At 57.2% G+C, this 24,005-nt stretch carries 21 protein-coding genes; 16 read left to right on the top strand and 5 right to left on the bottom strand.

Annotated features, from left to right (window positions below; all coding sequences use genetic code 11):
- Positions 1-12: 12 nt before the first annotated feature.
- From KW837_RS05750 to KW837_RS05700, 11 genes are all read left to right on the top strand, one after another.
- Positions 13-1,485, top strand: a complete 1,473-nt coding sequence (locus KW837_RS05750) for a mannitol dehydrogenase family protein (protein ID WP_218394842.1) — start codon at positions 13-15, stop codon at positions 1,483-1,485.
- Between the two features lie 158 nt (positions 1,486-1,643).
- Positions 1,644-3,140: a xylulokinase gene (xylB, locus tag KW837_RS05745; RefSeq protein ID WP_218394841.1), complete on the top strand. Its 1,497-nt coding sequence runs from the start codon at positions 1,644-1,646 to the stop codon at positions 3,138-3,140.
- Between the two features lie 13 nt (positions 3,141-3,153).
- The gene (locus tag KW837_RS05740) at positions 3,154-4,092 is read left to right on the top strand and encodes a carbohydrate kinase (protein WP_218394840.1); all 939 of its coding nucleotides are present in this window, start codon (positions 3,154-3,156) and stop codon (positions 4,090-4,092) included.
- Positions 4,093-4,578: 486 nt separating this feature from the next.
- A complete protein-coding gene (locus tag KW837_RS05735; RefSeq protein ID WP_218394839.1) occupies positions 4,579-5,310 on the top strand; it encodes a hypothetical protein in 732 nt (243 codons plus the stop codon).
- A gap of 230 nt (positions 5,311-5,540) precedes the next feature.
- Entirely contained in the window at positions 5,541-7,613 is a 2,073-nt protein-coding gene (locus tag KW837_RS05730; protein WP_218394838.1) for a type VI secretion system tip protein VgrG, read from the top strand.
- On the top strand, positions 7,610-8,461 hold the full coding sequence (locus tag KW837_RS05725) for a DUF4123 domain-containing protein (protein ID WP_218394837.1): 852 nt from the start codon (positions 7,610-7,612) through the stop codon (positions 8,459-8,461). Before KW837_RS05730 ends, KW837_RS05725 begins: the two co-directional genes overlap by 4 nt.
- Before the next feature lie 7 nt (positions 8,462-8,468).
- The gene (locus KW837_RS05720; protein WP_218394836.1) at positions 8,469-9,272 is read left to right on the top strand and encodes a hypothetical protein; all 804 of its coding nucleotides are present in this window, start codon (positions 8,469-8,471) and stop codon (positions 9,270-9,272) included.
- A complete protein-coding gene (locus KW837_RS05715) occupies positions 9,184-10,068 on the top strand; it encodes a hypothetical protein (protein ID WP_256348535.1) in 885 nt (294 codons plus the stop codon). The genes KW837_RS05720 and KW837_RS05715 overlap by 89 nt, the downstream gene beginning before the upstream one ends.
- 12 nt (positions 10,069-10,080) lie before the next feature.
- Positions 10,081-12,210, top strand: a complete 2,130-nt coding sequence (locus KW837_RS05710; protein WP_218394835.1) for a lipase family protein — start codon at positions 10,081-10,083, stop codon at positions 12,208-12,210.
- Between the two features lie 430 nt (positions 12,211-12,640).
- On the top strand, positions 12,641-13,174 hold the full coding sequence (locus KW837_RS05705) for a hypothetical protein (protein WP_218394834.1): 534 nt from the start codon (positions 12,641-12,643) through the stop codon (positions 13,172-13,174).
- Between the two features lie 68 nt (positions 13,175-13,242).
- Positions 13,243-13,524, top strand: a complete 282-nt coding sequence (locus KW837_RS05700; RefSeq protein WP_256348534.1) for a hypothetical protein — start codon at positions 13,243-13,245, stop codon at positions 13,522-13,524.
- 27 nt (positions 13,525-13,551) lie between these two features.
- Here KW837_RS05700 and KW837_RS05695 read toward each other — a convergent pair whose 3' ends face one another.
- Positions 13,552-13,749: a YbdD/YjiX family protein gene (locus KW837_RS05695; protein WP_008069978.1), complete on the bottom strand. Its 198-nt coding sequence runs from the start codon at positions 13,747-13,749 to the stop codon at positions 13,552-13,554.
- Positions 13,750-13,764: 15 nt separating this feature from the next.
- Positions 13,765-15,822 (bottom strand): carbon starvation CstA family protein, encoded by a 2,058-nt coding sequence (locus KW837_RS05690; protein WP_218394833.1) that lies wholly within the window; start codon positions 15,820-15,822, stop codon positions 13,765-13,767.
- Positions 15,823-16,208: 386 nt separating this feature from the next.
- Between KW837_RS05690 and KW837_RS05685 the strand changes: the two genes are divergently transcribed.
- On the top strand, positions 16,209-17,570 hold the full coding sequence (locus KW837_RS05685; protein WP_218394832.1) for a cache domain-containing protein: 1,362 nt from the start codon (positions 16,209-16,211) through the stop codon (positions 17,568-17,570).
- Between the two features lie 33 nt (positions 17,571-17,603).
- Positions 17,604-18,236, top strand: coding sequence for a response regulator transcription factor (locus KW837_RS05680; RefSeq protein WP_218394831.1), 633 nt, complete (start codon positions 17,604-17,606; stop codon positions 18,234-18,236).
- Positions 18,237-18,243: 7 nt separating this feature from the next.
- Here KW837_RS05680 and KW837_RS05675 read toward each other — a convergent pair whose 3' ends face one another.
- Positions 18,244-18,765 carry a transporter suffix domain-containing protein gene (locus tag KW837_RS05675; RefSeq protein WP_218394830.1) on the bottom strand — a complete coding sequence of 174 codons (522 nt, stop codon included), beginning with the start codon at positions 18,763-18,765 and terminating at the stop codon, positions 18,244-18,246.
- Positions 18,766-19,072: 307 nt separating this feature from the next.
- Between KW837_RS05675 and KW837_RS05670 the strand changes: the two genes are divergently transcribed.
- Genes KW837_RS05670 through KW837_RS05660 form a run of 3 tightly spaced genes read left to right on the top strand, consistent with a single transcriptional unit; the run spans position 19,073 to position 22,780 of the window.
- Positions 19,073-20,596 (top strand): efflux transporter outer membrane subunit, encoded by a 1,524-nt coding sequence (locus KW837_RS05670; RefSeq protein ID WP_218394829.1) that lies wholly within the window; start codon positions 19,073-19,075, stop codon positions 20,594-20,596.
- A gap of 5 nt (positions 20,597-20,601) precedes the next feature.
- Positions 20,602-21,741, top strand: coding sequence for an HlyD family secretion protein (locus KW837_RS05665; protein ID WP_218394828.1), 1,140 nt, complete (start codon positions 20,602-20,604; stop codon positions 21,739-21,741).
- Positions 21,731-22,780 carry a DUF2955 domain-containing protein gene (locus KW837_RS05660; protein WP_192343013.1) on the top strand — a complete coding sequence of 350 codons (1,050 nt, stop codon included), beginning with the start codon at positions 21,731-21,733 and terminating at the stop codon, positions 22,778-22,780. The genes KW837_RS05665 and KW837_RS05660 overlap by 11 nt, the downstream gene beginning before the upstream one ends.
- On the opposite strand, the gene KW837_RS05655 is transcribed toward KW837_RS05660, so the two are convergent.
- Both KW837_RS05655 and KW837_RS05650 read right to left on the bottom strand, forming a co-directional pair.
- Positions 22,770-23,075, bottom strand: a complete 306-nt coding sequence (locus KW837_RS05655) for a hypothetical protein (RefSeq protein ID WP_218394827.1) — start codon at positions 23,073-23,075, stop codon at positions 22,770-22,772. The two genes, KW837_RS05660 and KW837_RS05655, sit on opposite strands and share 11 nt — an antisense overlap.
- Positions 23,072-23,998 carry a helix-turn-helix domain-containing protein gene (locus tag KW837_RS05650; RefSeq protein ID WP_218394826.1) on the bottom strand — a complete coding sequence of 309 codons (927 nt, stop codon included), beginning with the start codon at positions 23,996-23,998 and terminating at the stop codon, positions 23,072-23,074. The genes KW837_RS05655 and KW837_RS05650 overlap by 4 nt, the downstream gene beginning before the upstream one ends.
- Positions 23,999-24,005 lie beyond the last annotated feature (7 nt).

Here is a 24,005-nt window from a genome sequence, read left to right as displayed (position 1 = left end):
CGAGAGCATGCGATGAAACTGAATAAACAGAACCTCAACCGCCTCGCCCCCGAGGTGGCCCTGCCCGCCTACACCCTGAGCGACACCCGCCAAGGCATCGCGCACATTGGCGTCGGCGGTTTCCACCGTGCGCATCAGGCGTACTACACCGATGCCTTGATGAATACCGGCGAAGCGCTGGACTGGGCCATTTGCGGGGTCGGCCTGCGCGCTGAAGATCGCCGCGCCCGGGACGATCTCAAAGAGCAGGATTATCTGTTTACCCTGTTCGAACTCGGCGACAGCGACGACGCTGAAGTGCGGGTTATCGGCGCCATCCGCGACATGCTGCTGGCCGAAGACAGCGCCGAGGTGCTGATCGACAAACTCGCCGATCCAGAGATCCGCATCGTCTCGCTGACCATCACCGAAGGCGGCTATTGCATCGACGACAGCAACGGCGAGTTCATGGCGCACCTGCCACAAATCCAGCACGACCTGGCTCACCCGAACGCGCCAAAGACTGTATTCGGTTTCCTCTGCGCCGCACTGGCCAAACGTCGTGCGGCCGGCACGCCCGCGTTCACGCTGATGTCTTGCGATAACCTGCCGCACAACGGCGCCGTAACCCGTAAAGCCCTGCTCGCGTTCGCCGCCCTGCGCGACGCCGATCTGCGCGACTGGATCGAGCGCCATGTCAGTTTCCCTAATGCGATGGTTGACCGCATCACGCCGATGACCAGCACCGAGCATCGTCTGCAACTGGCCGACAAACATGCAGTGGATGACGCTTGGCCGGTGGTCTGCGAACCGTTTGTGCAATGGGTGCTGGAAGACAAATTCGTCAACGGTCGCCCGGCCTGGGAAAAGGTCGGCGTGCAGTTCACCGATGACGTCACGCCTTACGAAGAGATGAAGATCAAACTGCTCAACGGCAGCCATCTGGCCTTGACCTACCTGGGCTTTTTGAAGGGTTACCGCTTCGTTCACGAAACCATGAACGACCCGCTGTTCGTGCGTTACATGCGCGCCTACATGGACCTGGACGTGACGCCGCAACTGGCAGCGGTGCCGGGCATTGACCTGACTGAGTACAAAAACACCCTGGTGGCGCGCTTCTCCAACCAGGCGATTGCCGACCAACTGGAGCGGGTGTGTTCGGACGGCTCGTCGAAGTTTCCGAAGTTCACCGTGCCGACGATCAATCGCTTGATTGCTGATGGCCAGGAAACCAAGCGTGCGGCGCTGGTGGTCGCGGCGTGGGCGCTGTACCTCAAAGGCGTGGATGAGAATGGCCAGACCTATGCAATTGCGGATCCACGGGCGGCGTTCTGTCAGGCACTGGTGGCCGATGATGTGTTGATCACGCAGCGGTTGTTGGAAGTGGAGGAAATTTTTGGGACGGCGATACCGCGCTCACCGGAGTTTGTCGCTGCGTTCGAGTGGTGCTGTAACAGCTTGCGCGATGTTGGGGTGACACGGACGTTGGAGCGGGTGCTGGCGTAAGAGTGGTGGTGAACCTGCTGCCGTCTTCGCGAGCAAGCCCGCTCCCACAGTAGATCTTCAGTGAACACAGATTTTGTGTTCGACAACAATCCAATGTGGGAGCGGGCTTGCTCGCGAATGGGTTCACCGAGATCGACCTGACACACCAAGGATCTTCCATGGCAAACCAACAACTATTCCTGGGCATCGATTGCGGCACCCAAGGCACCAAAGCCGTGATCCTCGACGCGCACAGCGCCCAGGTCCTCGGTCAGGGCGCCGCTGCCCACAGCCTCATCAGCGGCGCCAATGGTCGTCGCGAGCAAGACACCGCCCAATGGCTGGAAGCCTTTACCCTGGCCACCCACCGTGCATTGCTCGCAGCGAATGTAGACGGTCAGGCCATCCTCGGCATCGGTGTTTCCGGCCAGCAGCATGGCCTGGTGATGCTCGACGATCGCGGCCAGGTGTTGCGCCCGGCCAAGCTCTGGTGCGACACCGAGTCCACGCCGGAGAACGACCGCTTGCTCGCCCATCTGGGCGGCGAAAAAGGCTCCCTGGAACGCCTCGGCGTGGTCATCGCGCCGGGTTACACCGTGTCCAAACTGCTCTGGACCAAAGAACAACATCCGCAAGTGTTCGCCCGGATCGCCCGCATTTTGCTGCCCCATGACTACCTCAACTACTGGCTCACCGGGCGCAGTTGCAGCGAGTATGGTGATGCCTCGGGCACCGGGTATTTCAACGTGCGCACCCGCCAATGGGACTTGCAACTGCTGCGCGACATCGACCCCACCGGGCGCCTGCAAGCCGCGCTCCCGGAGCTGATCGATGCCCATCAACCGGTCGGCACAATCCTGCCGAGTATCGCCGAACATCTGGGCATCAACCCGCAAGCACTGGTCTCCAGCGGCGGTGGCGACAACATGATGGGCGCGATCGGAACCGGCAATATAAAGCCCGGCGCGATCACCATGAGCCTTGGTTCCTCGGGCACGGTTTACGCCTATGCCGAGCAAGCGAACGTCAGCCCGGACGCCTCGGTCGCGACGTTTTGCTCTTCCAGCGGTGGTTGGCTGCCGCTGATCTGCACGATGAACCTGACCAACGCGACCGGCGCGATTCGCGAGTTGTTCGAACTGGATATCGAAGCGTTCAACGGCTTGGTCGCGCAAGCGCCGATCGGTGCCGACGGCGTGTGCATGCTGCCGTTCCTCAATGGCGAACGCGTCCCCGCCCTGCCCCATGCCAGCGGCAGTCTGCTGGGGCTGACCATGACCAACCTGACCCGGGGCAACCTGTGCCGCGCCGTGGTAGAAGGCACTACCTTCGGTTTGCGTTACGGGCTGGACCTGCTTCGCCAGAATGGCTTACAAAGCCTGCGCATCTGCCTGATCGGCGGTGGTTCGAAGAGCCCGGTGTGGCGACAGATCGTCGCTGACATCATGAATACGCCAGTGATTTGTACCGAGCAAAGTGAAGCCGCGGCCCTCGGCGCAGCGATTCAGGCGGCGTGGTGCAAGTCCTGGGCAAACGGTCACGAAGACAGCCTGGCGGACTTGTGCGAGCGTTGCGTAACGCTCGATCTGGCCAGTGAAACCTTACCGATTGCAGAAAATGTGGCGGCCTGTCAGCAGGCCTATGAACGCTATCGACAGCATGTCGCAACCCTTTAAAGAGCGAGAAACTATGTATCTGGTATGTGGCGAAGCGCTGTTCGATTTCTTCAGCGAAGACGATGCCAGCGGCTTGGCATCCAAAGTGAATTTCAAGGCGATTGCCGGCGGCTCGCCGTTCAATGTGGCCGTAGGTTTGCGCCGCTTGGGCGTAGACGCCGCGCTGTTTGGCGGACTGTCGACCGATTACCTCGGCCGACGTTTGCAGCAAGTGCTGCAGGATGAAGGTGTGCGCCCGGACTACCTCGTGGACTTTGCCGCGCCGACCACCTTGGCGATGGTCGCGGTCGGTGCCAACGGCTCGCCCCATTACAGCTTTCGTGGCGAAGGCTGCGCTGATCGGCAGTTGAGCCTGGCGCATCTGCCGACGCTTGGGCCTGAAGTGCGCGGTTTGCACGTCGGCTCGTTTTCGCTGGTGGTGCAACCGATTGCCGATACCCTGCTGGCATTGGTGCAACGGGAAAGCGGCAAACGCCTGATCAGCCTCGACCCGAACGTTCGCCTCAATCCCGAGCCGAACATCGAATTGTGGCGCTCGCGGATTGCCACGCTGGTGGAGCTGGCCGACCTGATCAAGGTCAGCGACGAAGACTTGAGTCTGTTGTACCCCGAGCAAGATCCTCAGCGCGTCATCGAAGGCTGGCTGGAATATCGCTGTCAGTTGGTGTTCCTGACCCGTGGCGGCGAAGGCGCAACGGTATTCAGCCGTGCCCACGGTTCGTGGTCGGTACCGGCCTGTTCGGTGAAAATTGCGGACACTGTGGGTGCCGGAGATACCTTCCAGGCGGCGCTGATTACCTGGCTGACCGAGCAGCAGCTGGATTCGGTTGAAGGGTTGCAGCAGCTGAGCCGTGAACAGATCAACGGGATGCTCAGGTTTGCGGTGAGCGCAGCGGCGCTGACGTGCAGTAAGACAGGGCCGGATTTGCCGTATCGGCAGCAGTTGAGCTGAAATCCGGACCTCATGCCTTCTCCCTGCCGCAGGTGCTGGTTTCAGGACCTGCGGTAGAGATTAAATATTTTTTTGATATATTTTTATTTCGATTAAAGATATGTAACGAGTCCTAAACCCAAATAAAAGACAAACGGATATTGACAGTTTTATAGCTTTTAAACTTAAGAGCACAGTTATAGCACTTCCTGATTTTAGCTATTCCAAAAATCAACTCCTTAAACTCCTGCTTCTTCAAGCAGCACTACCGCTGAATGCATAACTGACTCTTATCTTATTGAATTATATTAATAAATAGATGATCACTACGGATCTCCGCCGAGACAATCCAGCGGCTACTGAAGATAATGTGCGCTCAATAAAAATAACCAGTCCGTTACTTGACCGCTACATGCCTTCAACTAATATCCTTTCCACGCACAGCGCAGGTAAGGAAATTGCTGTGCGGCCATCCTTATACCCCACAACAGGAAAAGGAACTCCAACATGGAAAGTGTCGCTATCTCAGCTGCCCAAATCAACTGGAACGGCGGGCAACGCATTACTCTAACCGCAGGAGATACAGCCACCTGTACCGCACTTAGCCCCGGCCAGCTTTATGGCATCTTTATCTACAACTCCGCTCAAAATGACAACAACTCGACTGTCTCCGTGAACTGGAGCAATAGCCAGCCGCCCGTACCGATCACGGTGCCTGGCACTACGGCCAATGCAGGTCTGGCATCGCTGGGTTTTGTCTCGGGCACCGATACTCAAACCGTTTCGGTTTCACTGCCCAGCAATGCCGGTAGCTCCCAGGTCGAAATCTGGTTGGGAAGTGTCGGCATGCCGACCAACACATCGGGGCTGACCAATTATCCGCTACCGGCCGATGGTGAGCAGCATCCGTTCAACAAGTACTCCCGTTACTATGCGGTACCCCCATCCAAATGGATGAACCTGACGATCACCAGCACCATTACACAGTTCCTCTCTTGTCAGTTCCGTGAGGCGCAAGCGACCGTGTTTGTCGTCAATGAGACTTCAAACGGCCTCCTTGCCAATCAGGTTACCAACATTGGGCCTACTGCCAGTGCGGCTGGGAGCGTCAAGATCGTTTACTCGCAGATTCAGAGCATCACCAGTAATCTGCAAGGCGACGGCACGCAATGGGTGTGGATGGATGCTGACAGCCCGCAAGATTCCCAGAGCGCGACCATTTCCTTGCAATCGCTTTGAGTTTTCTGGCTGAGTAATAAAGGAAGGCCCCACCCCGTGGGGCCTTCTTTTATTTGGTGTGACGGCCCCAATCGCCTCAAAAAAATACCTGTATTCATTGCGCAAAACCTCGGCTATAGGGGAAAGCCCGATACCCCTCAGGCCCCGGACCTACGGCATTTCAACCTTGATCATGGCACTTTAATGCTGCACCATCCGCCCCTGCTTTTTCAAAGGACGGAACTCAAGGCATGCTGGACGCAAACGCAATCCATATCTCCCTCACACTCGAAGGCGTTTCCGTCGACCTGCAGGTCCTCAGCTTCGTCGGTCGCGAAGCCCTCAACCAGCCGTTCTGTTTCGACATCGAACTGGTCAGCACCCGCCCCGACCTGAAACTCGAAAAACTGCTGCACAAGCCCGGTTGCCTGACCTTTGGCGCCACCGGCCAGGGCAAAATCCATGGCCTGGTCTATCGCATCGAGCAAGGGGATTCCGGCAAGAGCCTGACCCGCTACAGCATCAGCCTGGTGCCGCAACTGGCCTATTTGCGACACAACCACGACCAGCAGATTTTCCAGCAGTTAACCGTACCGAAGATCATCGCCCAGGTTCTCGAAGCCCGGGGCATTCTGGCCGACGCCTACAGCTTCCAGCTCGGCGCCATCTACCCCGAGCGTGTGTACTGCGTGCAGTACGACGAATCCGACCTGCACTTCATCCAGCGCCTGTGCGAAGAGGAAGGCATTCACTTCCACTTCCAGCACTCGGCCAGCGGCCACAAATTGGTGTTCGGCGATGACCAGACGGTGTTCCGCAAACTCGCGCCGGTGAGCTACCAGCAAGACTCCGGCATGGCCGCCAAAAAACCGGTGATCAAGCGCTTTAACCTGCGCCTGGAAACCCGTACCACCCGCGTCAGCCGCCGCGACTACGACTTCGAAAAACCGCGCCTGCTGCCTGAGGGCGCGGCCAAAAGCGCGTTCGCCCCGGACCTCGAAGACTACGACTACCCCGGCCGCTTCACCGACCGCGCACGCGGCAAGCAACTGGCGACCCGTGCCCTGGAACGCCATCGCAGCGACTACCAACTGGCCGAAGGCAAAGGCGACGAACCGACCCTGGTCAGCGGCCACTTCATGGCCTTGAGCGAACACCCGCGCGCCGAGTGGAACGACCTCTGGCTGCTGCTGGAAATCGTCCACGAAGGCAAGCAGCCGCAAGTGCTCGGCGAGAACATCACCAGCGACGTCACTGATAACAAGGACGACTTCCACCAGGGCTACCGCAACCGCTTCCTCGCCACGCCGTGGGACGCGCATTACCGCCCCGCCCTGGAGCACCCGAAACCGAAAGTGCTGGGCAGCCAGACCGCCATCGTCACCGGCCCGGCGGGTGAAGAAATTCACTGCGACGAATATGGCCGCGTCAAAGTGCAGTTCCACTGGGATCGCGACGGCCAGGGCCACGACACCAGCAGCTGCTGGCTGCGCGTCGCCACCGGCTGGGCCGGCAACGCCTACGGCGGCATCGCCATCCCGCGAATCGGCATGGAAGTGCTCGTGACCTTCCTCGAAGGCGACCCGGACCAGCCGCTGATCACCGGCTGCCTGTACCACAAGGAAAACGTCGTCCCCTACGACCTGCCGGCGAACAAAACCCGCAGCACCTTCAAGACCCTCAGTTCACCGGGCGGCAAGGGCTACAACGAGTTTCGCATCGAAGACAAGAAAGGCGCGGAACAGATCTACCTGCACGCCCAGCGAGACTGGGATGAAAACATCGAGCACGACCAGAAAATCCGCATCGGCAACGAACGGCATGACACGGTCGAAGCCAACGCGTTCAGCGAGTTCAAGGTGGAAGAGCACCGCCTCACCCATCTGGACCGCACGACCGAAGCGCGGGCGGATGATCACCTCACCGTCGGCGTGACCCGGCATGTGAAAGTGGGGACGGCGCAGTTTGTCGAGGCCGGGACGGAGATTCATTACCACGCCGGGGAGAAGGTGGTGGTTGAGGGTGGCATGGAGCTGACGGCCAAGGCTGGCGGGAGTTTTGTGAAGATTGATGCGGGTGGGGTGACGATTAGCGGGGCTGAGGTGAAGGTTAATTCCGGGGGTGCTCCCGGTGCCGGTACGGGAATCCAGATTCTCGACCCGGTAATCCCATGGGCTGCCGCCAAAGACAAGGCCGGCGCCCTGCTCGTCCCGGCCGCCGTGCAAATGGCCATGGCCAAAGCGGCCCGGGCAGCCGGTGATATCCGCTGCCCGATTTGCGAAGCCTGCCGTGAAGGAAAATGTGATTTGGGGGCAACAGCATGAGCGACGCACTCAACAACTGGCTCGGCGAACAGGCAAAACTCAATCGCGTCCTGATCCTGGCCCTCGACAGCCTCGCCGAACCGAACCCCGTCACCTCGCTGTACAGCGCAGGCCTGATGCAGCGCTCGGTGCAACTCTATCGGCGCACCCAATACGCCGAGTTCGCCGCCATCAGCCCTTGGCTGACCGAACTGCACAATCCCGGCGCCGATGCCTTCCGCAAACTGCTGGACGACCCACAGCGCAACTGGGGCTGGATCGGCAGCATGGACAAAGCCGACCTCGACGGCCTGACCCAACACTGGCAAGCCCGAATGGTTATTGAGGAAGACGGCGAACGCTCGTTGTTCCGCTTTCAGGATAATCGTGTGATTGCTCGCTGCCTTGCCAACCTGAGCGAGGCCGAACGCCCCTTGCTGTTAGGCCCGATCAGCAGCGTGCTGTATTGGGATGAGGAGCAGTGGAAAAGCGCAGACAACGCCAGGCCCGGCATGTATCCGGTGCCAAACCCCGCGCCATGGTTGCGAATTCCAAACTCACCGGAGCGAACGCGCAGCATCTTGCGCGAGAACCTGAAACGCTGGTTGCTGGTGTACCACGTCGAGGCCGCCGCCAAACTCACCGAAACCCGCAATGTCCGCGAATGGCTGGAAGAGCAGATGGACCTGCTTGAGGCCTGGCAATGGAACACGCCGGAACAGCGTGAGTTCATGCTCAGCCTGAGACTTGATCCGAAGTGCGCGGACGACATGGCTTGGCAGCCTCTGCCAGGTGAGACGCCGGAGCAACATTTTGCGCGGTGTCAGCGGGTGTTTGATGCGCAATTAGGGCAGTCAGAGCGTGGGTGAGGTTGAGGTGTCTAACGCGACCTTTTCGGGATGTATGCTTTGGTTGTTCGCTGTTGCTGGTGCAATGGCGGCTTCTGGTTGTTCGGCCATCAAGTCTACTGACAGCTTTACGTTGCTGACGGAATTGCCACCGGGGTTCAGCATTAAAGGTGAGGCGTCTTATGTGCCTAGAACGGGAGAGGCTTGTATGGTTCCTCCTCGGAAAGGCAGGAACTACCCGGGCTTGAAGTTTTTTGAGCAGAAGCTGAGTAACGATGCACAAACGGCGCGTTTCGAAGTTCCGCTGACGAGCAAGGAAGGTGGCTGTCCTTTGGTGCTTGACACCTTCGCCTATGAGATTGACGCCAAATATGGTGCTGACTTCCGGAATGTAGGTAGGGCCCACACAGGGATTTCGTTCCGGGATGGAAATGCAGCCAGTCCCGTTCCTCCGTCTGTCTTGGTATTGCAGAAGCAGTGCCAATGGTTCTTTCGCACCGCTGGACCTGAACGTTACATTGTAAAAATTCTGAAATGTAAATCTGTGGAAACGCCGGATCAGGCAAATCACTCAGATGTTAAAGGTCCCATGCAACGTGCTCAGTTCGCGGGAAAGACGATAAAAGTAGTTTTTGATATATCACGCGAGGAAAAACCGGCCGTTGGTGACACCTGGGTGAAATTCCCCTCTGGCTGGAAACGCTGCATGGGTGACAGCCTCGAGGATCCCTACGCATTTTGCGATGGCAATAAAACAGATTTCAAACCTTTCAAAATGCCGGATGGGCGTGATTGCACCGTCTATCCCAGCTGCACTGAACAAGGACAATAAAATGTTTTCTCGAGACTTTTTCACTGGACTTGTTCGAGCAACGGCCATCGGCTTGGGGGCGCTCGGGGCTACAGGATGTTCAGTCGCACAACAGGATAGCTTCACGCTGGTAACCGAATTGCCACCCGGATTCAGCATTAAAGGCGAAGCTTCCTATGTGCCTCGTATGGGAGAGAGTTGCACAGTCGCTCCCCGAAAAGGCAGAAATTATCCAGGTTTAAAGTTCTTTGAACAGGAGCTAAGTAACAGTGCACAAACGGCGCAGTTCGAAGTCCCACTGAGCAGCAAAGAAGGTGGTTGCCCTTTGGTACTTGATAGTTTTGACTATGAGGTAGACGCGAAATATGGAGCTGCCCGCCTCGATCTAGGCAGGGATTACACGGGTATTGCCTTTCAGGATGGAACTGCAGACAGTCATACCTCTCCCTCCCCCATGGTATTACAGAAGCAGTGCGAATGGCTTTTTCGCACGGTTGGGCCTGACCGTTACATCGTTAAAATTCTGAAGTGTAAATCGGTGGCAACTCCCGAACAGTCAAATGGTTCAGTGGCAAAAGGTCCCTTGCAACGTGCTCAGTTGGCGGGAAAGACGCTTAAGGTAGTTTTCGCTATTTCAAGCGAGGAGAAACCGGCCGTGGGTGATAACTGGGTGAAGTTTCCAGTTGGCTGGAAACGCTGCATGGGTGACAGTCTTGAAGATCCCTACGCGTTCTGCGGAGACAATAAAACAAACTTTAAACCTTTCAAAATGCCAGATGGACGCGACTGCACCGTCTATCCGGCTTGTACCGAATAAGGAAATTCACACATGCCGGCAAAGAAACCAGTACAACCGCTACTGACTGACACTAAACAAGCCTGCCCACTCAGGGGCACTTGGGTTAGCTTTCAACTGGTGGATGAATCAGGGAATGGTAGACCCTATGCAGGTTTAGCGTACAAACTTGTAGATAGTACCGAACAATCTCATGAAGGAATTTTAGATTCTGAAGGCTTCGCCAAAGTTTGTGACAATTACGAAGGGCCCGTAGTCCTCACTGTTGATAGTACCTATAAAGGAGACGAAAAGGATTATAAATGGTTAATGACACGACCAAGCTACCCGCTAAAAATTACCGAATTACAGGTGCGGGCCGAAAAAACCCGCTTCCTGCGCAAGGACGGTCTGCGAGTTGAAAACAACCCTGCAAAAGCAAAAGCAGACCAGTTCTTTCATGTCGAAGTGAGAGATTTGGTTGAGAAATTCGCTCATCTTCCTCCCCTTTCAAAAAGCGCGCATCCGCCAAACTACAACCTCCTTAAGGTAATGGGTGACCTCGGATTTGGTCCGGAAAAAACAGAATTACGGGGCGTTGTTCTTCTTCCAGACAAACACACGGTTCTTGAAGTGCGTCCGCTACGGGCTTTCCGCCCCATGCTATCGAAAGACAAAACGTTCAGCGCCTTGAACTTGTATCAACTGTCTTTATTTGCCAGCTTGAGTTACAGCAATTTTGGTCAAGAACCAGCCGAAAAGCCTTTCGACACTGTATCGTTCCCATTGGAACCGAGCGTCGGATACATGTTTGGCAATAGCCTTGCCAGTTTCAGGGAGTCTTGGAAAGTCAATGCAGCCCAAACATCAGCCTACTATCCGCTTTATGAAGATGTACCGTACTCGAAGCGCTTCGAGATCCTGCCGTTCGACCCGACACTGTATGACCAAAACAAATCTGATTTAGGCGAAAAACAAGAGCACCCCGCCAAACTTCACTTCTTCGATGATGGCAAAGTCAAGGGCGGCAGTGATACCCAAGCGTTCATCACTCACCACGACGAAGTCATACTGATCGCCGTCCGAGGAACCTTGGAAGGTGCGGATTTCTTGCGAGACACCGATGCAGAGCAAGTCCCATTCGAGGACGGCGTTGGTAAAGCGCACCAAGGCTTTTACGATGCCTATCAGGCAATGAGTAAGTTTGTTCTGACCTACCTCGATCAATTCTACGTAGATCAAAAGATCATTATTTGCGGTCACAGCCTTGGTGGAGCCATTGCAACTTTGCTCGCAGAAGCGCTGAGACGTAAGAGTAAAAAATACAACGTCCTTCTCTACACCTACGGTTCCCCACGAGCCGGCGATGCCGACTTCGTCAACGGCGCTGCAGAACTGGCCCATCACCGCATGGTCAACAACAACGACCCGATCCCAAGTGTTCCCGCGCCATGGATGAACACTCGCAAAAGTATCTGGGTGCCCGGCGTTATCATCAGTTTTGTCACCGCCCCTTTAGGCGCACTTATTTTCGCTATCGGCCTGTCGCGAACGGGCGGTTCGCCATACGAGCACCACGGTAATTTGCACCACTTCATGCCCGTCCAGTTTAAAGGACGTGAGCAATCCGCCGTTCTCTGGGATCCAGGTTGCGACTCCATCGAAGAGGCTGCCTGCACCAAAGCATTGAAAAAGTTCGGAGACTTGCCCGACCGTGCCGCTTTTGTGCAGCAACTGTTCCACATGAGTGATCACTACATGGTGCCCTCCTACATTCCGTACGCCTGGGCAACATTGCGCCGCTGGCAGCAAACCCAGGAAAGCGGAACCACGGTGGTGACCAAGACTGAGTACGATCAGGTCTACTATCAACTGCAAGAAATGCAGGACCGTTTGAAGACGAAGGAAGCCGAACTGAACAACGCCTTTCAATATGACCGTCAGGCGAACCAGCGAGAAGCAAGTTTACTGAGAGCGGAAATAGGTCGGTTGAATACAGCCCGGCAACGGCTGCATGCCTTGAGTTTCCTTAAACTGACCCCCGAAGATATTTACGGCTCTGCCACCCAGTCGCCGGAACATAAAATCAACGTCGATCGCTGGATGGCAAAAAAAGAAAACAAAGTCGAGGTCCAGCTAGCGATGATTCCTCAAGCGAGTAGCAGTAACTTGAGAACGGCTTAGGTTTCAGTGCGTCCCGCAAACAAGCCAGCGTCCACGAGAGACTGGCTTGTTTGTAATGCGGTGACCTCAGACCGGCGCCTTCCACACCATCATCCGCTGCTGAGCAACCGTCAACAGATTGCAACAAAGCACCGGGTCAAACACCGCGACCTTGATGTCCAGTTCGACCAGAGCGGCGAGGCTCTCCGCCTAGGCGAGCGCGCAATGAAATTTTATTGGCTTATCATCTCCTCCGCCTTTCTTACCGCATGCAATTACAGCGAACCAAACACAGCAGATAAAAGGTGATGACACGCTTTATGAACTCTTATTGAATAAGGTAATGCCAAATCGACACGATGTAGACGAGTGGTATCACGATGTATATACGCCACTAATTCAACGAAAAACAGTTCTCGAGAAAACAGACCGTACTCAGGGATAATATAAAATGAAAACCGTGCGGCTGTATTTAATCACTGTCTTGTTTATAGGGGCTGCCTATGCAGAGCCGCCCAAGTCAATTCTCGGCTGCCCTTTGTCTGATGGAACACAGGTGTCCTTACTGGCCGAGTCAACTGCCAAGGGTCAGCGCTTATTTCTTAAGCTCGATCAGAAAACACAGACTGCATTTACGGACATGCCTGATACCGACTTTGTCGGGCAGGTGGTCCTGGCAAAGTGTATTTCCTCCAGCTTTATATTTGCGCTCAACTACGGCTCACCGTATTTGAAAGGTGTTGTTTTACGCAAAAACCCCGTCAGTCATTCGATCGAACGAATCGATTTTGCAGAGAAGTCCCTGCCCCGCTGGCTTTATCTTGGACAAGAGCAAATGCGGTTGGTCATTCCAAATATCGGGAACGAGGTCCCAGGAAAGTTCCTGGTTTATGACTACTTCGCGGAAAAAGGGCAACCAGAGGAAGCAGGTAGTGTTGATGTTCGGCCAGATACCCATGGGTTCAAGGTTTTACGCCTGAAATGAGCGCATCATCCCATTGAATACATCACCGTCGGACATCTAGCTTCAAAGCCTGCCCGCAGGAGGCAGGCTTGTTTTTGAAGGTGCGCGTCAGACCGGAAAGATTAAACGAGAAGGCTCCTGACCTAGCCTTTGAATTGCCGGATAACACCCCAGTCATCAGGCTGGAATTGATCGCTACGGTGTACTTCAAAGAGGGCTATTTGCTTGAAAACAAGCAAAAGGTCATGGAGTGTTTCGCCCGCTTCAAGGAGGAATTCGGCCAATATCAGAAAGTACAACAACAAAAAAAAGCCCGGCCTGCCAACGATAGCGTCTCGAAGATCGCTATCGCCGGCAGGCCGGGCTTCTAAAGCAAAATACCGCTTAAATGTTTCGCATCAACAGCACTTCGGTCCCGCCTTGCTGCCGTAACGAGCTTCCTGGCGTTCGCGAAAGAACACTTCGTAACTCATCAGCGGTTTGTCCGGGTGTTTGGTTTGCATATGCTCGACGTAAGTGTCGTAGTCGGGCATACCGACCATCAGGCGCGCGGCCTGACCGAGGTATTTACCGAGGCGACTCAGGTCATTGAACATGGGCACCCTCCTCCATCAAGCATCCGGCAAAGCCTGGAACGGCGCTTCTTTATCCGTACGTTCTTTGGTGCCCCAGGCGCCTATACCGACCTTGAGTGCAAAGAACAGGATGCTGAACACCACGAGCAAAAACAGCGCGGTCAACGTTGCGTTGGTGTAGGCGTTGTAGATGACGTGCTGCATCTGCTCGATGCTTTTGGCCGGCGCGAGGACCTGGCCGTTGGCCAAGGCGTCGCTGTACTTTTTCGCCAGCGCCAGGAAGCCGATTGCCGGGTTGGCGTCGAACAGCTTGATGAAGCCTGCGGTGGTGGTGCAGATCAGCAGCCACACCGCTGGCAGCATGGTGACCCAGACGTAGCGTTGGCGCTTCATTTTGATCAATACGACAGTTGCCAGCATCAGCGCGATACCCGCCAGCATCTGGTTGGAGATGCCGAACAGTGGCCACAAGGTGTTGATCCCGCCCAGCGGATCGATCACGCCTTGATACAGCAGGTAACCCCACATCGCCACGCAACCGGCGGTTGCGATCAGGTTGGCGGTCCAGGATTCGGTGCGCTTGAGCGCTGGCACGAAGGAGCCGAGCAAATCCTGCAGCATGAAACGCCCGGCACGGGTGCCGGCATCCACCGCCGTCAGGATGAACAACGCTTCGAACAGGATCGCGAAGTGGTACCAGAACGCCATGGTGTTTTCACCCGGCAGAAGTTGATGCAGGATCTGCGCGATACCAACCGCCAGGGTCGGCGCACCACCGGCCCGGGCCAGGATGGTGGTTTCACCGATGTCCTTGGCCACTGCTTGCAGCGCTTCCGGGGTAATTGCAAAACCCCAACTGCTGACCGTCTGCGCCACTGAAACAGCATCCGCGCCGACAAGGGCCGCCGGGCTGTTCATCGCAAAGTACACGCCTGGCTCGATCACCGACGCAGCCACCATGGCCATGATGGCGACGAAGGATTCCATCAGCATGCCGCCGTAACCGATGTAACGGGCATGACCTTCATTGGCAAGCAACTTCGGCGTGGTGCCGGAAGCAATCAGTGCGTGGAAACCGGACACCGCGCCACAGGCAATGGTGATGAACAGGAACGGGAACAACCCACCTTTCCATACCGGCCCGGTGCCATCGATGAACTGGGTCAATGCCGGCATTTTCAGGTCGGGCATGGTGATCAGAATGCCGATCGCCAGCGCAACGATGGTGCCGATTTTGAGGAAGGTCGACAGGTAGTCACGCGGCGCCAGAATCAGCCACACCGGCAGTACCGCCGCGACGAAACCGTAGCCAATCAGCATCCAGGTGATCTGGATTCCAGTGAAGGTGAACGCCTTGGCCCACACCGGGTCAGCAGCAATCTGCCCGCCCAGCCAGATCGAACCCAGCAGCAGTGCCACGCCGATCACCGAGATTTCACCGATGCGGCCCGGGCGGATGTAGCGCATGTAGATGCCCATGAACATCGCGATCGGGATGGTCGCCATCACCGTGAAAATGCCCCAAGGGCTTTCGGCCAGGGCCTTGACCACAATCAGCGCCAGCACCGCGAGGATGATGATCATGATCAGGAAGCAGCCAAACAGCGCGATGGTCCCGGGGATGCGGCCCATTTCTTCACGGACCATGTCGCCCAGGGAACGGCCGTTACGGCGGGTGGACATGAACAGGACCATGAAGTCCTGAACCGCACCGGCCAGCACCACGCCGGCGATCAGCCACAGCGTACCGGGCAGGTAGCCCATCTGCGCCGCCAAGACCGGGCCTACCAGCGGCCCTGCGCCAGCGATCGCTGCGAAGTGGTGTCCGAAAAGTACGTGTTTGTTGGTCGGTACGTAGTCCAGACCATCATTGTTGAGTACGGCGGGAGTGGCTCGATTGGGATCGAGCTGCATCACCTTGGTGGCGATGAACAGGCTGTAATAGCGGTATGCGACCAGATAAATAGCGACTGCTGCGACTACGATCCAGAGGGCGTTGATGGCTTCGCCGCGGCGCAGGGCCACGACACTTAGCGCAAACGCTCCCAGGACAGCCACGGCAAACCAGGCGAGGTGTTTAGCCAGACGGGGCATAGCGTGTCTCCTGCCGACAGCCAGTAGCTGCGGCGGTAATTATTATAATTGTGTCCGCAGTGCGGAGCGGGCCCAATATCCGCCCATGCTGTCGACAAATAAATCCGCGTTACTACGTACGTGGCGTCTACGTAGTTCTACGTAGATGACGCTGATCTGTCAGATGAAATACAAAACCTGTGGGAGCGGGCTTGCTCGCGAAGAGGCCAGTACATTCAACATCACCGTTGACTGACAGACCGCCTTCGCGAGCAAGCCCGCTCCCACAAGGTTCTGCGTTTTCATCACAGCCGCAGGTCATTCTGTCCAGCACCGCTACTGGAGGCGCGTATCTTTGGCATATGATGCCTGGCCTTCGCCTTCCCTCGGTCTGGCCAGGAGTAGAGATGCAGCTCAAACACAAAATCGTCGCGCTCGGGATCCTGCCGCTGGTGTTGGCGATCGCGGTCATCTGCGCGCTGGTGATTTCCCTGAACCGCCAACTGGGTGATCAACAGGCGCAACTGATCGAAGACAGCATTCTGGCCAGCAAGCGCGCAGAACTGAAAAACTACGTCGAAATGGCCCAGAGCCTGATCGCGCCGCTGTACGACAACGGCCGGGGTGACGCGCGCGCGCAGCAACAAGTGCTCGAAGAACTGCGCAAGCTCAGCTTTGGCATCAACGGCTACTTCTTCGTCTACGACCGCGAAGGTCGCAGCCTGATGCACGCGCGCCAGTCAGAGCTGGTGGGCAAATACCTGTGGGACATGACCGACCCTCACGGTTTGCCGGTGATCCAGGCGTTGCTTAAAAGTGCGCAATCGGGCGAAGGTTTTCAACGTTACGCCTGGAACAAACCCTCTTCCGGCCAAGTGACCGACAAGCTCGCTTACGTGGTGATGCTGGACCGTTGGGGCTGGATGCTCGGCACCGGCATCTACCTTGAAGACGTTGAACGCGCCACCCGACAGGCCCGTGACGAGGTGGCTCAGGGCATCCGCAAAACCATGCTGGCCATTGCCGCGGTGGCCCTTGTGGCGGTGCTGTTTGTCTTCGCCAGCGGCATGACGTTGAACGTCAGCGAGCATCGCCTGGCCGACAAAAAACTCCAGCGCCTGACCCAACGCATTGTCAGCCTGCAGGAGGAAGAACGGTCGAGGGTTTCCCGAGAGCTGCACGACGGCATCAGCCAGCTACTGGTGTCTATCAAGTTTCAGTTCGAACTGGCCAGCCATGTGCTGGAGAATGGACAAGACAAGGGATTGAGCATTTTAAGAGACGCCACGGAGCGCCTCGGGGATGCGATTGGCGAAGTTCGCAGCCTCTCTCACGACCTGCGCTCGTCGCTGCTCGACACCCTCGGCCTGCCGGCGGCAATCGGTCAACTCGCCGCAGAATTCGAGCAGCGCAGCGGTCTGGTCGTGACTTTCAACGATAACGAATTCGACTGTCATCTGGTCGATGGCGCCGCCGTCTCGTTGTTTCGCATCGTGCAAGAAGGCCTGACCAATATCGAACGCCACGCACAAGCAAAAAACGTCATCATTACCCTGCACGGTTCTGAAAAGTCCGTACGTTTGACAGTGGTCGATGACGGCATCGGTTTCAACGTCGCCCAAGTCGAACGTCGTCACGCGGGCATTGGCCTGCGCAACATCCGTGAACGTGTCGAGCATTTTGGCGGTCGATTCGACCTGACCTCGATGCCGGGAAGAAGTGAGCTGGACGTGCTGCTGCCGATGAAAATGCCCGGTACAGAACACTGACTCAACCCATAACAATTAGAGTGAATGCCTGCGATGAACCTGCCCTACCCGATCCGCGTCGCCCTGGTTGACGATCACTCCCTGGTCCGCGACGGAATCAAATCGCTGCTGGCGGTCATGACGCAGCTGGAAGTGGTGGGAGAAGCCGAGAATGGCGCCGATGCCATTGAAATGGTCGGGCGCTGCCAGCCGGATCTGTTGCTGGTCGACATCAGCCTGAAGGACTTCAATGGCCTTGAGCTGACGCGGTTGTTACGCAGCCAATACCCGTCGCTCAAGGTGTTGGTGCTGAGCATGTACGACAACTATGAATACGTGAGTGAATCCGTTCGCTCGGGTGCCAGCGGCTATGTGCTGAAGAATGCGCCTTCACGGGAAATCATTGCGGCAATCGAAGCCATTGTCAGCGGCGGGACGTTCTACAGTGCCGAGATCGCACAGCGGCTCATCGCCGATAAAAGTACCGACAACGAGCTGACTCCGCGCGAAAGCCAGGTGCTGTACAAGATGGCTCAGGGGCTGAACAACAAGGAAATGGCTCGCGAACTGGATATCAGTGTGCGGACTGTAGAAACTCATCGCCTGAGCATCCGTCGCAAGCTCAACATCGACAAACCCGCCGCACTTGTAAAGTACGCGATCGATCACGGGATCATTTCGCGTTAGAGGCGATTCACACCGCGCCCGTATTAACGACACGTGCCGTGCGAATAAACAACGCACGTACCTTGTCCCAGAAATTCCCCCCCAGCACGAAAAAGCTGCCGATCAACATGGCATCGCCCAGCGCCTGGAGCTGCCAGATATTGGGCCTCAGCCCCGGCCAGATAGTATCTATGTAAGGTTCGAGAAATGCCGAGATCAGCGGCAGGCAAAACATCACGAGGCCGATTCTATGGCGAGCCGGGCCTACTTCCACGTCTGCCGGTGCAAGTGTGGAGACGTAACCGAACATGCTGCGTTTGAGCTGCTGAAAGCCGGATTTGCCCATAATGGCTATGACCAGAATCAACAGAACCTTGTTACTGATAAACAAAACGCCTGTCAGTGCCGCGATCTTTGAGCCGGGCACATCCAGTGCGGCAGCGATAGGCACCATCAGCCAGGATCCCAGCATCAAACAGATAATCGCGATGCCCAGTTTGAAGCGCCAACCAGCGGAACTAGGTGCGTTGTCATCCTGAGGGTTGCTCATGGTCTTCTTAACCTTCATTTTTTGGCCGGGATTAATGGATCTTCAGAAGCGTAGCAGTTAGTCGATCCCGGATCATTCAACATGACCTTGTATTTCTCCGAGCTGTACTAACCTAAGCGAAACCAAATCCTGTAGGAGCGAGGCTTGCCCGCGAAGAACGATGACGCGTAATGCCTTAAAAACCGCGGTGCATTCTTCGCGGGCAAGTCGGATCGCCGCACCGCTCGCTCCTACAGAATCTTGCCCAGGCATTCAATATTGGGGATGTTCGGATGACGTTGTCCCAAGATCTACGATCAGTGCACCGATGCTGACGCGCTCCGGTCCACTGCTTCTGCTGCTCGTCCTTGGCCTTGGCGGCTGTGTCCGTCTGGGGCCGGATTTTCAGCCCCCCGGCGAGGCCTGGACAAAACTCTGGAGCAGCCCCGCGCTTGAGCAAGCCAGCCAACGAAGCCTGAGCCCCGACATTCGCCAATGGTGGCAAGTGTTCGCCGACCCGGTCCTCGACGCGCTGATCGCCGAATCGGATGCGCACAATTCCAACCTGAAAATTGCCGGCCTCCGCGTCATGGAAGCCCGTGCCCGGTTGGGCATTGCGCAAAGCGGGCGTTATCCGCAGCTGCAACAGGCCAGCGCCGACAGCTTGTACTTCAACCGCAAGCAGTCCGGTGGCAGCAACCCGCAAGACAGCCACTTCTGGCAACACAGCGCGGGCTTTGATGTCGGCTGGGAACTGGACTTCTGGGGGCGTTTCAGTCGAGCCATCGAGTCCTCCGATGCCAGTTACTTCGCGGCCCAAGCCAACTATGAAGACGTTCTAGTACTGTTGCGTGCTCAGGTGGCCGATACCTACTTTTCGTTGCGCACCACCGAAGCGCGTTTGCGCGTCGCCCGAGAAAACGCCGAACAGCAAAAGCGCAACTTTGAGATCACCGAAAAACTGTTCAACAGTGGCCAGAGCGCCGAACTCGACTTGCAACAAGCCAAGACCCAATACCTGGGCACCTTGAGCAGCATTCCGGATTTTGAGGCGCAAGTAGTGCGCACCCGTAACGCGTTGGCTGTGCTGATCGGACAGCCACCCAGCGCCCTGCCCCAATTGCTTGAAAACGAGGGACTGATCCCGCTGGTGGACCAAGCCGTGCTGCAAGACGTGCCGGCCAACCTGTTGTTGCGTCGACCGGACGTGCGTGCCGCCGAGCTCAATGTCGCGGCCCAGTCGGCACTGATCGGTGTGGCACAAACCGACTTTTATCCGTCGCTGACCTTGCTGGGCAGCATCGTCTGGACCACCGATACGTTGAGCGGCACCTCCAACAGCCTGGACCTGATCGGCGGTCCCAGTTTGCGCTGGAACCTGTTTGACCACGGCCAGATCAGCAACAACGTGCGCATACAGGATGCGCGGTTGCAGCAGCTGATTGAGGTTTATCGCGACAAAGTCCGCCAGGCCGCACGAGAGGCCGATGATGCCGCCAGCAGCCTGATCAAATCACTGGAACGCGAGCGCATCCTGGGTGAAGCACAGGTCGCCGCCGCGCGTTCGTTGAGCCTGGCCAGCACCCAATACCGGGAAGGTTACTCGGACTTCCAGCGCGTGCTGGACGCTCAACGCGCATTGCTCGAACAGCAGGACAATTACCTGCTCAGCCGCAGTAATGCCGTGAGCAACCTGATCGCCCTGTACAAAGCCCTTGGCGGCGGGTGGTACAGCGCCCAGCCGACAGTCGATCAAAACACTCGTCAGCAAATGGAACAACGCACCGACTGGGGCAACCTGTTGAATGAGCCAGCCCCTTCGCAAGCCTCTTATCCCGAGCCAGAAGGTTAAAGCCGATGACTGAACCCTCGCCGCCCGTCACTGAGGCGCCTTCCCCCAAGGCATCCGAGCCTGCCGCCGATCCTGCAAAAAAAGGCATCAAGTGGGTGATGCTGCTGATCGTCCTCAGCCTGGCCTGGTACTTGTTGGCTGACCGTTTCACACCGTATACGCAACAGGCTCGGGTGGGCGCCTTTGTCATTCCGGTGGCCTCCGAAGTGGCGGGCCAGGTGATCCGTGTGAATGTGCGCAACAACCAGGACGTCAAGGCGGGCGATGTGCTGTTTGAAGTGGATCAGCAGCCCTATCAAATAGCTGTCGACCGCGCACGCGCAGACCTTGAATCGACACGCCGGCAGATCGGTGCCAGCACGGCCGGCATTGCTTCGGCTCAAGCCAATTTGCGCGCCGCCCAAGCCAATGAACTCAAGGCGCGGCAGGACAATCAGCGCCTTGAAGGTTTGTACCGCGAAGACCCTGGCACGATTTCCGTGCGCCTGCTGGAAGTCTCTCGGGCCAGCCGTGAGCAGGCCATCAGTCAGGTCGCCGCAGCCCGTGCCGAAGTCCAGCGGGCACGGGAACAGGAAGGCGGCAGCGAAGAAGACAACGCGCTGTTGCGCAGCGCCGCCACGGCGTTGTCAAAAGCTGAACTGGACTTGTCCAACACGCAGATTCACGCACGGTCGGCGGGACTGATCACCGATCTGCGCACCGATGTCGGACAGTTCGCCACTGCCGGCAGCCCGGTCATGACCCTGATTGCCATCCACGATGTGTGGATCAGCGCAGACATGACCGAAAACAACCTTGGCCTGGTCGAGGTCGGCACCCCTGTTTCGATCGTGCTGGATGCCCTGCCGGGGAGGGTTTTCGAGGGGCGTGTGCGCAGTGTCGGCTACGGTGTCAGCGTCGGTCAGAGTACTGCGCCCGGCAGCCTTCCCAGTGTGCAGAACAGCCGCGACTGGCTGCGTCCGGCCCAGCGTTTTCCAGTGATTATCGAGTTCTCCGAGGACTCAAGGAAAACGCTGTTCGCCAGCCGCGCCATCCGTGCCGGTGGGCAGGCTGAAGTGATGGCATTCCCGACTCAAGACAACCCATTGAACCTGCTCGGTCGTTTGTTCGTGGGGCTAATGAGCTGGCTGAGCTATGCCTATTAAGGGCGTGCCTACCCAGCGCACGCCCCGGGTTCAGCGTGCGTTGCGTATGGGCACAGGCACCGCATTGTGCCTGGCGACCAGCTTCGGCCTGGGCTTGCCGATCCCTTTTCTCGCGCCGGTGCTGGCCGTGTTGCTGTTGGCTTCCCTCAATCGGCCGCTGCCATTGAAGGCCGGATTGATTCTCGCTCTGGCTGCGATGTTAACCACCGGCGTCGGCCTGTTGTTGATTCCGATCCTGCGTTACTACCCGATTACCGGCGTGCTGCTGATTGGCGTCAGTATGTTCCTGGCGTTTGGTTTTGGCCTGCGCGGCGGCAACGCCTTGATCATGACCTTCATGATCATTGGCCTGACGATGATTTCTTCGGCCGGCGTCGCCGAGTTCGATCTGGCGATGATGGTCATCGGTGCCCTGGTCAAGGGCTTGATCCTCGCCGTTCTCGTTGTGGGGATTAGTCACTGGCTGTTTCCCGACCCCGCCAATGCGCCTTCCCCACCCGCCGCCAGCGCTTTGCCGGCGCAAGAAGTTAGCAGGGTTGCACTGCGTGCAACCCTCATTGTCATACCGGCATTCCTGTTGGCCCTGATCGACCCGGCGAGCTATCTGCCGATCATCTTGAAAGCGGTCAGTCTTGGCCAACAGAGTTCGACGACAACGACGCGCAACGCAGCTCATGAATTGCTCGGTTCGACCTTCATGGGTGGCCTTTTGGCTGTTGGGTTCTGGTGCGCACTCAGCCTGTTTGTGCACCTGTGGATGTTCTTTCTGTGGATGCTGCTGTTCGGCTTGCTGTTGGCGCGCAAGCTCTATGCCCTGAGCCCGACCCGACAAACCCCGGGGTTCTGGCTCAACAGCCTGGTCACGCTGATCATCCTGCTGGGTCAGTCGGTTCAGGACAGCCTCGCCGGGAAAGACGTCTATACCGCCTTCGCCGTGCGCATGGGATTGTTTATCGCCCTCACGCTCTATGCCTTGCTGATGGTCCACCTACTTGATCGGCGGCAGCGCAATCCACGTGTCACTCAGCTCACGGAGTGACCTGATAACCCCGCCCTTGCAGGCAGCCGTGATAGTGCTGTTTCACATCGACCTCGACCGGCTCATAAAACTCGTCATGTTGACGTCCAAGTACCTGCGTAGCATCCACCGCAGCACCCTCCGAGGCTGGCGGGCCAGAGGTGCTCTGGCTGGCCGTGACGTTGCTGCAATCGTCGATGTCCAGCTGGATTTGTTGCGAGCTCTGCCCGTTCAAGGGCACGACCGTTTCGGCCTGAACCGGCGTATAGACCATCGACATGACGGCACACAGGCTGAAAGACGTTAACCGACTCATGATGTTCTCCGACACGGTCCACTGTGTTTGCGGGCCAGTGTTTGGCTGGGAAGTTCCTGGAATAACGCTCGATAACTGCTGGAAAACCGTCCCAAATGCCAGAACGACCAATTCATCGCCACTTGCGCGACCGTGGTTTCCCCGGCCGTTCGCCTGAGCAATTCGCGGCGCGCGCTGTTGAGCCGACGCAAGCGCAACCAATGCGTGGGTGTCATTGCGGTATACGCCTTGAACGCATGCTGCAACTGACGCAGCGAAACCCCGGCCACCTGAGACAGCTCCAGCAAATTGAGGGTTTCTTCGGGTGTATCGGCGGCCCATTCGGCGACGCGTTTCATGATCGTTCGCTCCTCCGCCCGGCGCTGTAAACCTGCGCGATCCAGGCACACACAGGCGTTATCGAGGATGTACAAACAGTCCTCCAACAGTTGCTGGGTCAACGCCTCTTTGCTCGGCGGATCCAGCGTCTGCGTCAGCCGCGTCAACGTCCCGCTCAACCAGCGGCTGAACAGTGCGTTCTGACCTGAATTGAGCGGCGACATGAACAAGCCTTCGAGCCGCGCCACGTCCAGGCCATGGCGCTGAACGAATGCCGGACCGAACACCACGGCGATTTCCTGGTAGTTCTCCGGGGTAATCCAGATATTGCGGCTTTCACCGTTCAACACGTACAGCGAGTTGTCGCTGCGATCGAAACAGAACGCCAGCGAGCCTTGCGGGGCGCTGAAATTCTGCTCGACCCGGGTGTTCATCTGTTCCTCGTAAATCTCGACGCCTTGCAAATCCAGATAGCGCACCCTTCCGGCGAAATGCCCCGGGGACATTTGCTGATAGTGCTGCACCCAACCCGGTGTGGCGCGGATTTGCTCGGCCACGTCGGCGGTGTTGAACGCTTGAACCTGCAATGGATTGCACGCTGTCATGGGGTGC

Origin of the sequence: Pseudomonas sp. PDM24 (genome assembly GCF_019218905.1) — a bacterium.
Taxonomy (GTDB): Bacteria; Pseudomonadota; Gammaproteobacteria; order Pseudomonadales; family Pseudomonadaceae; genus Aquipseudomonas.
This window is presented reverse-complemented; position numbering and strand designations above follow the sequence as displayed.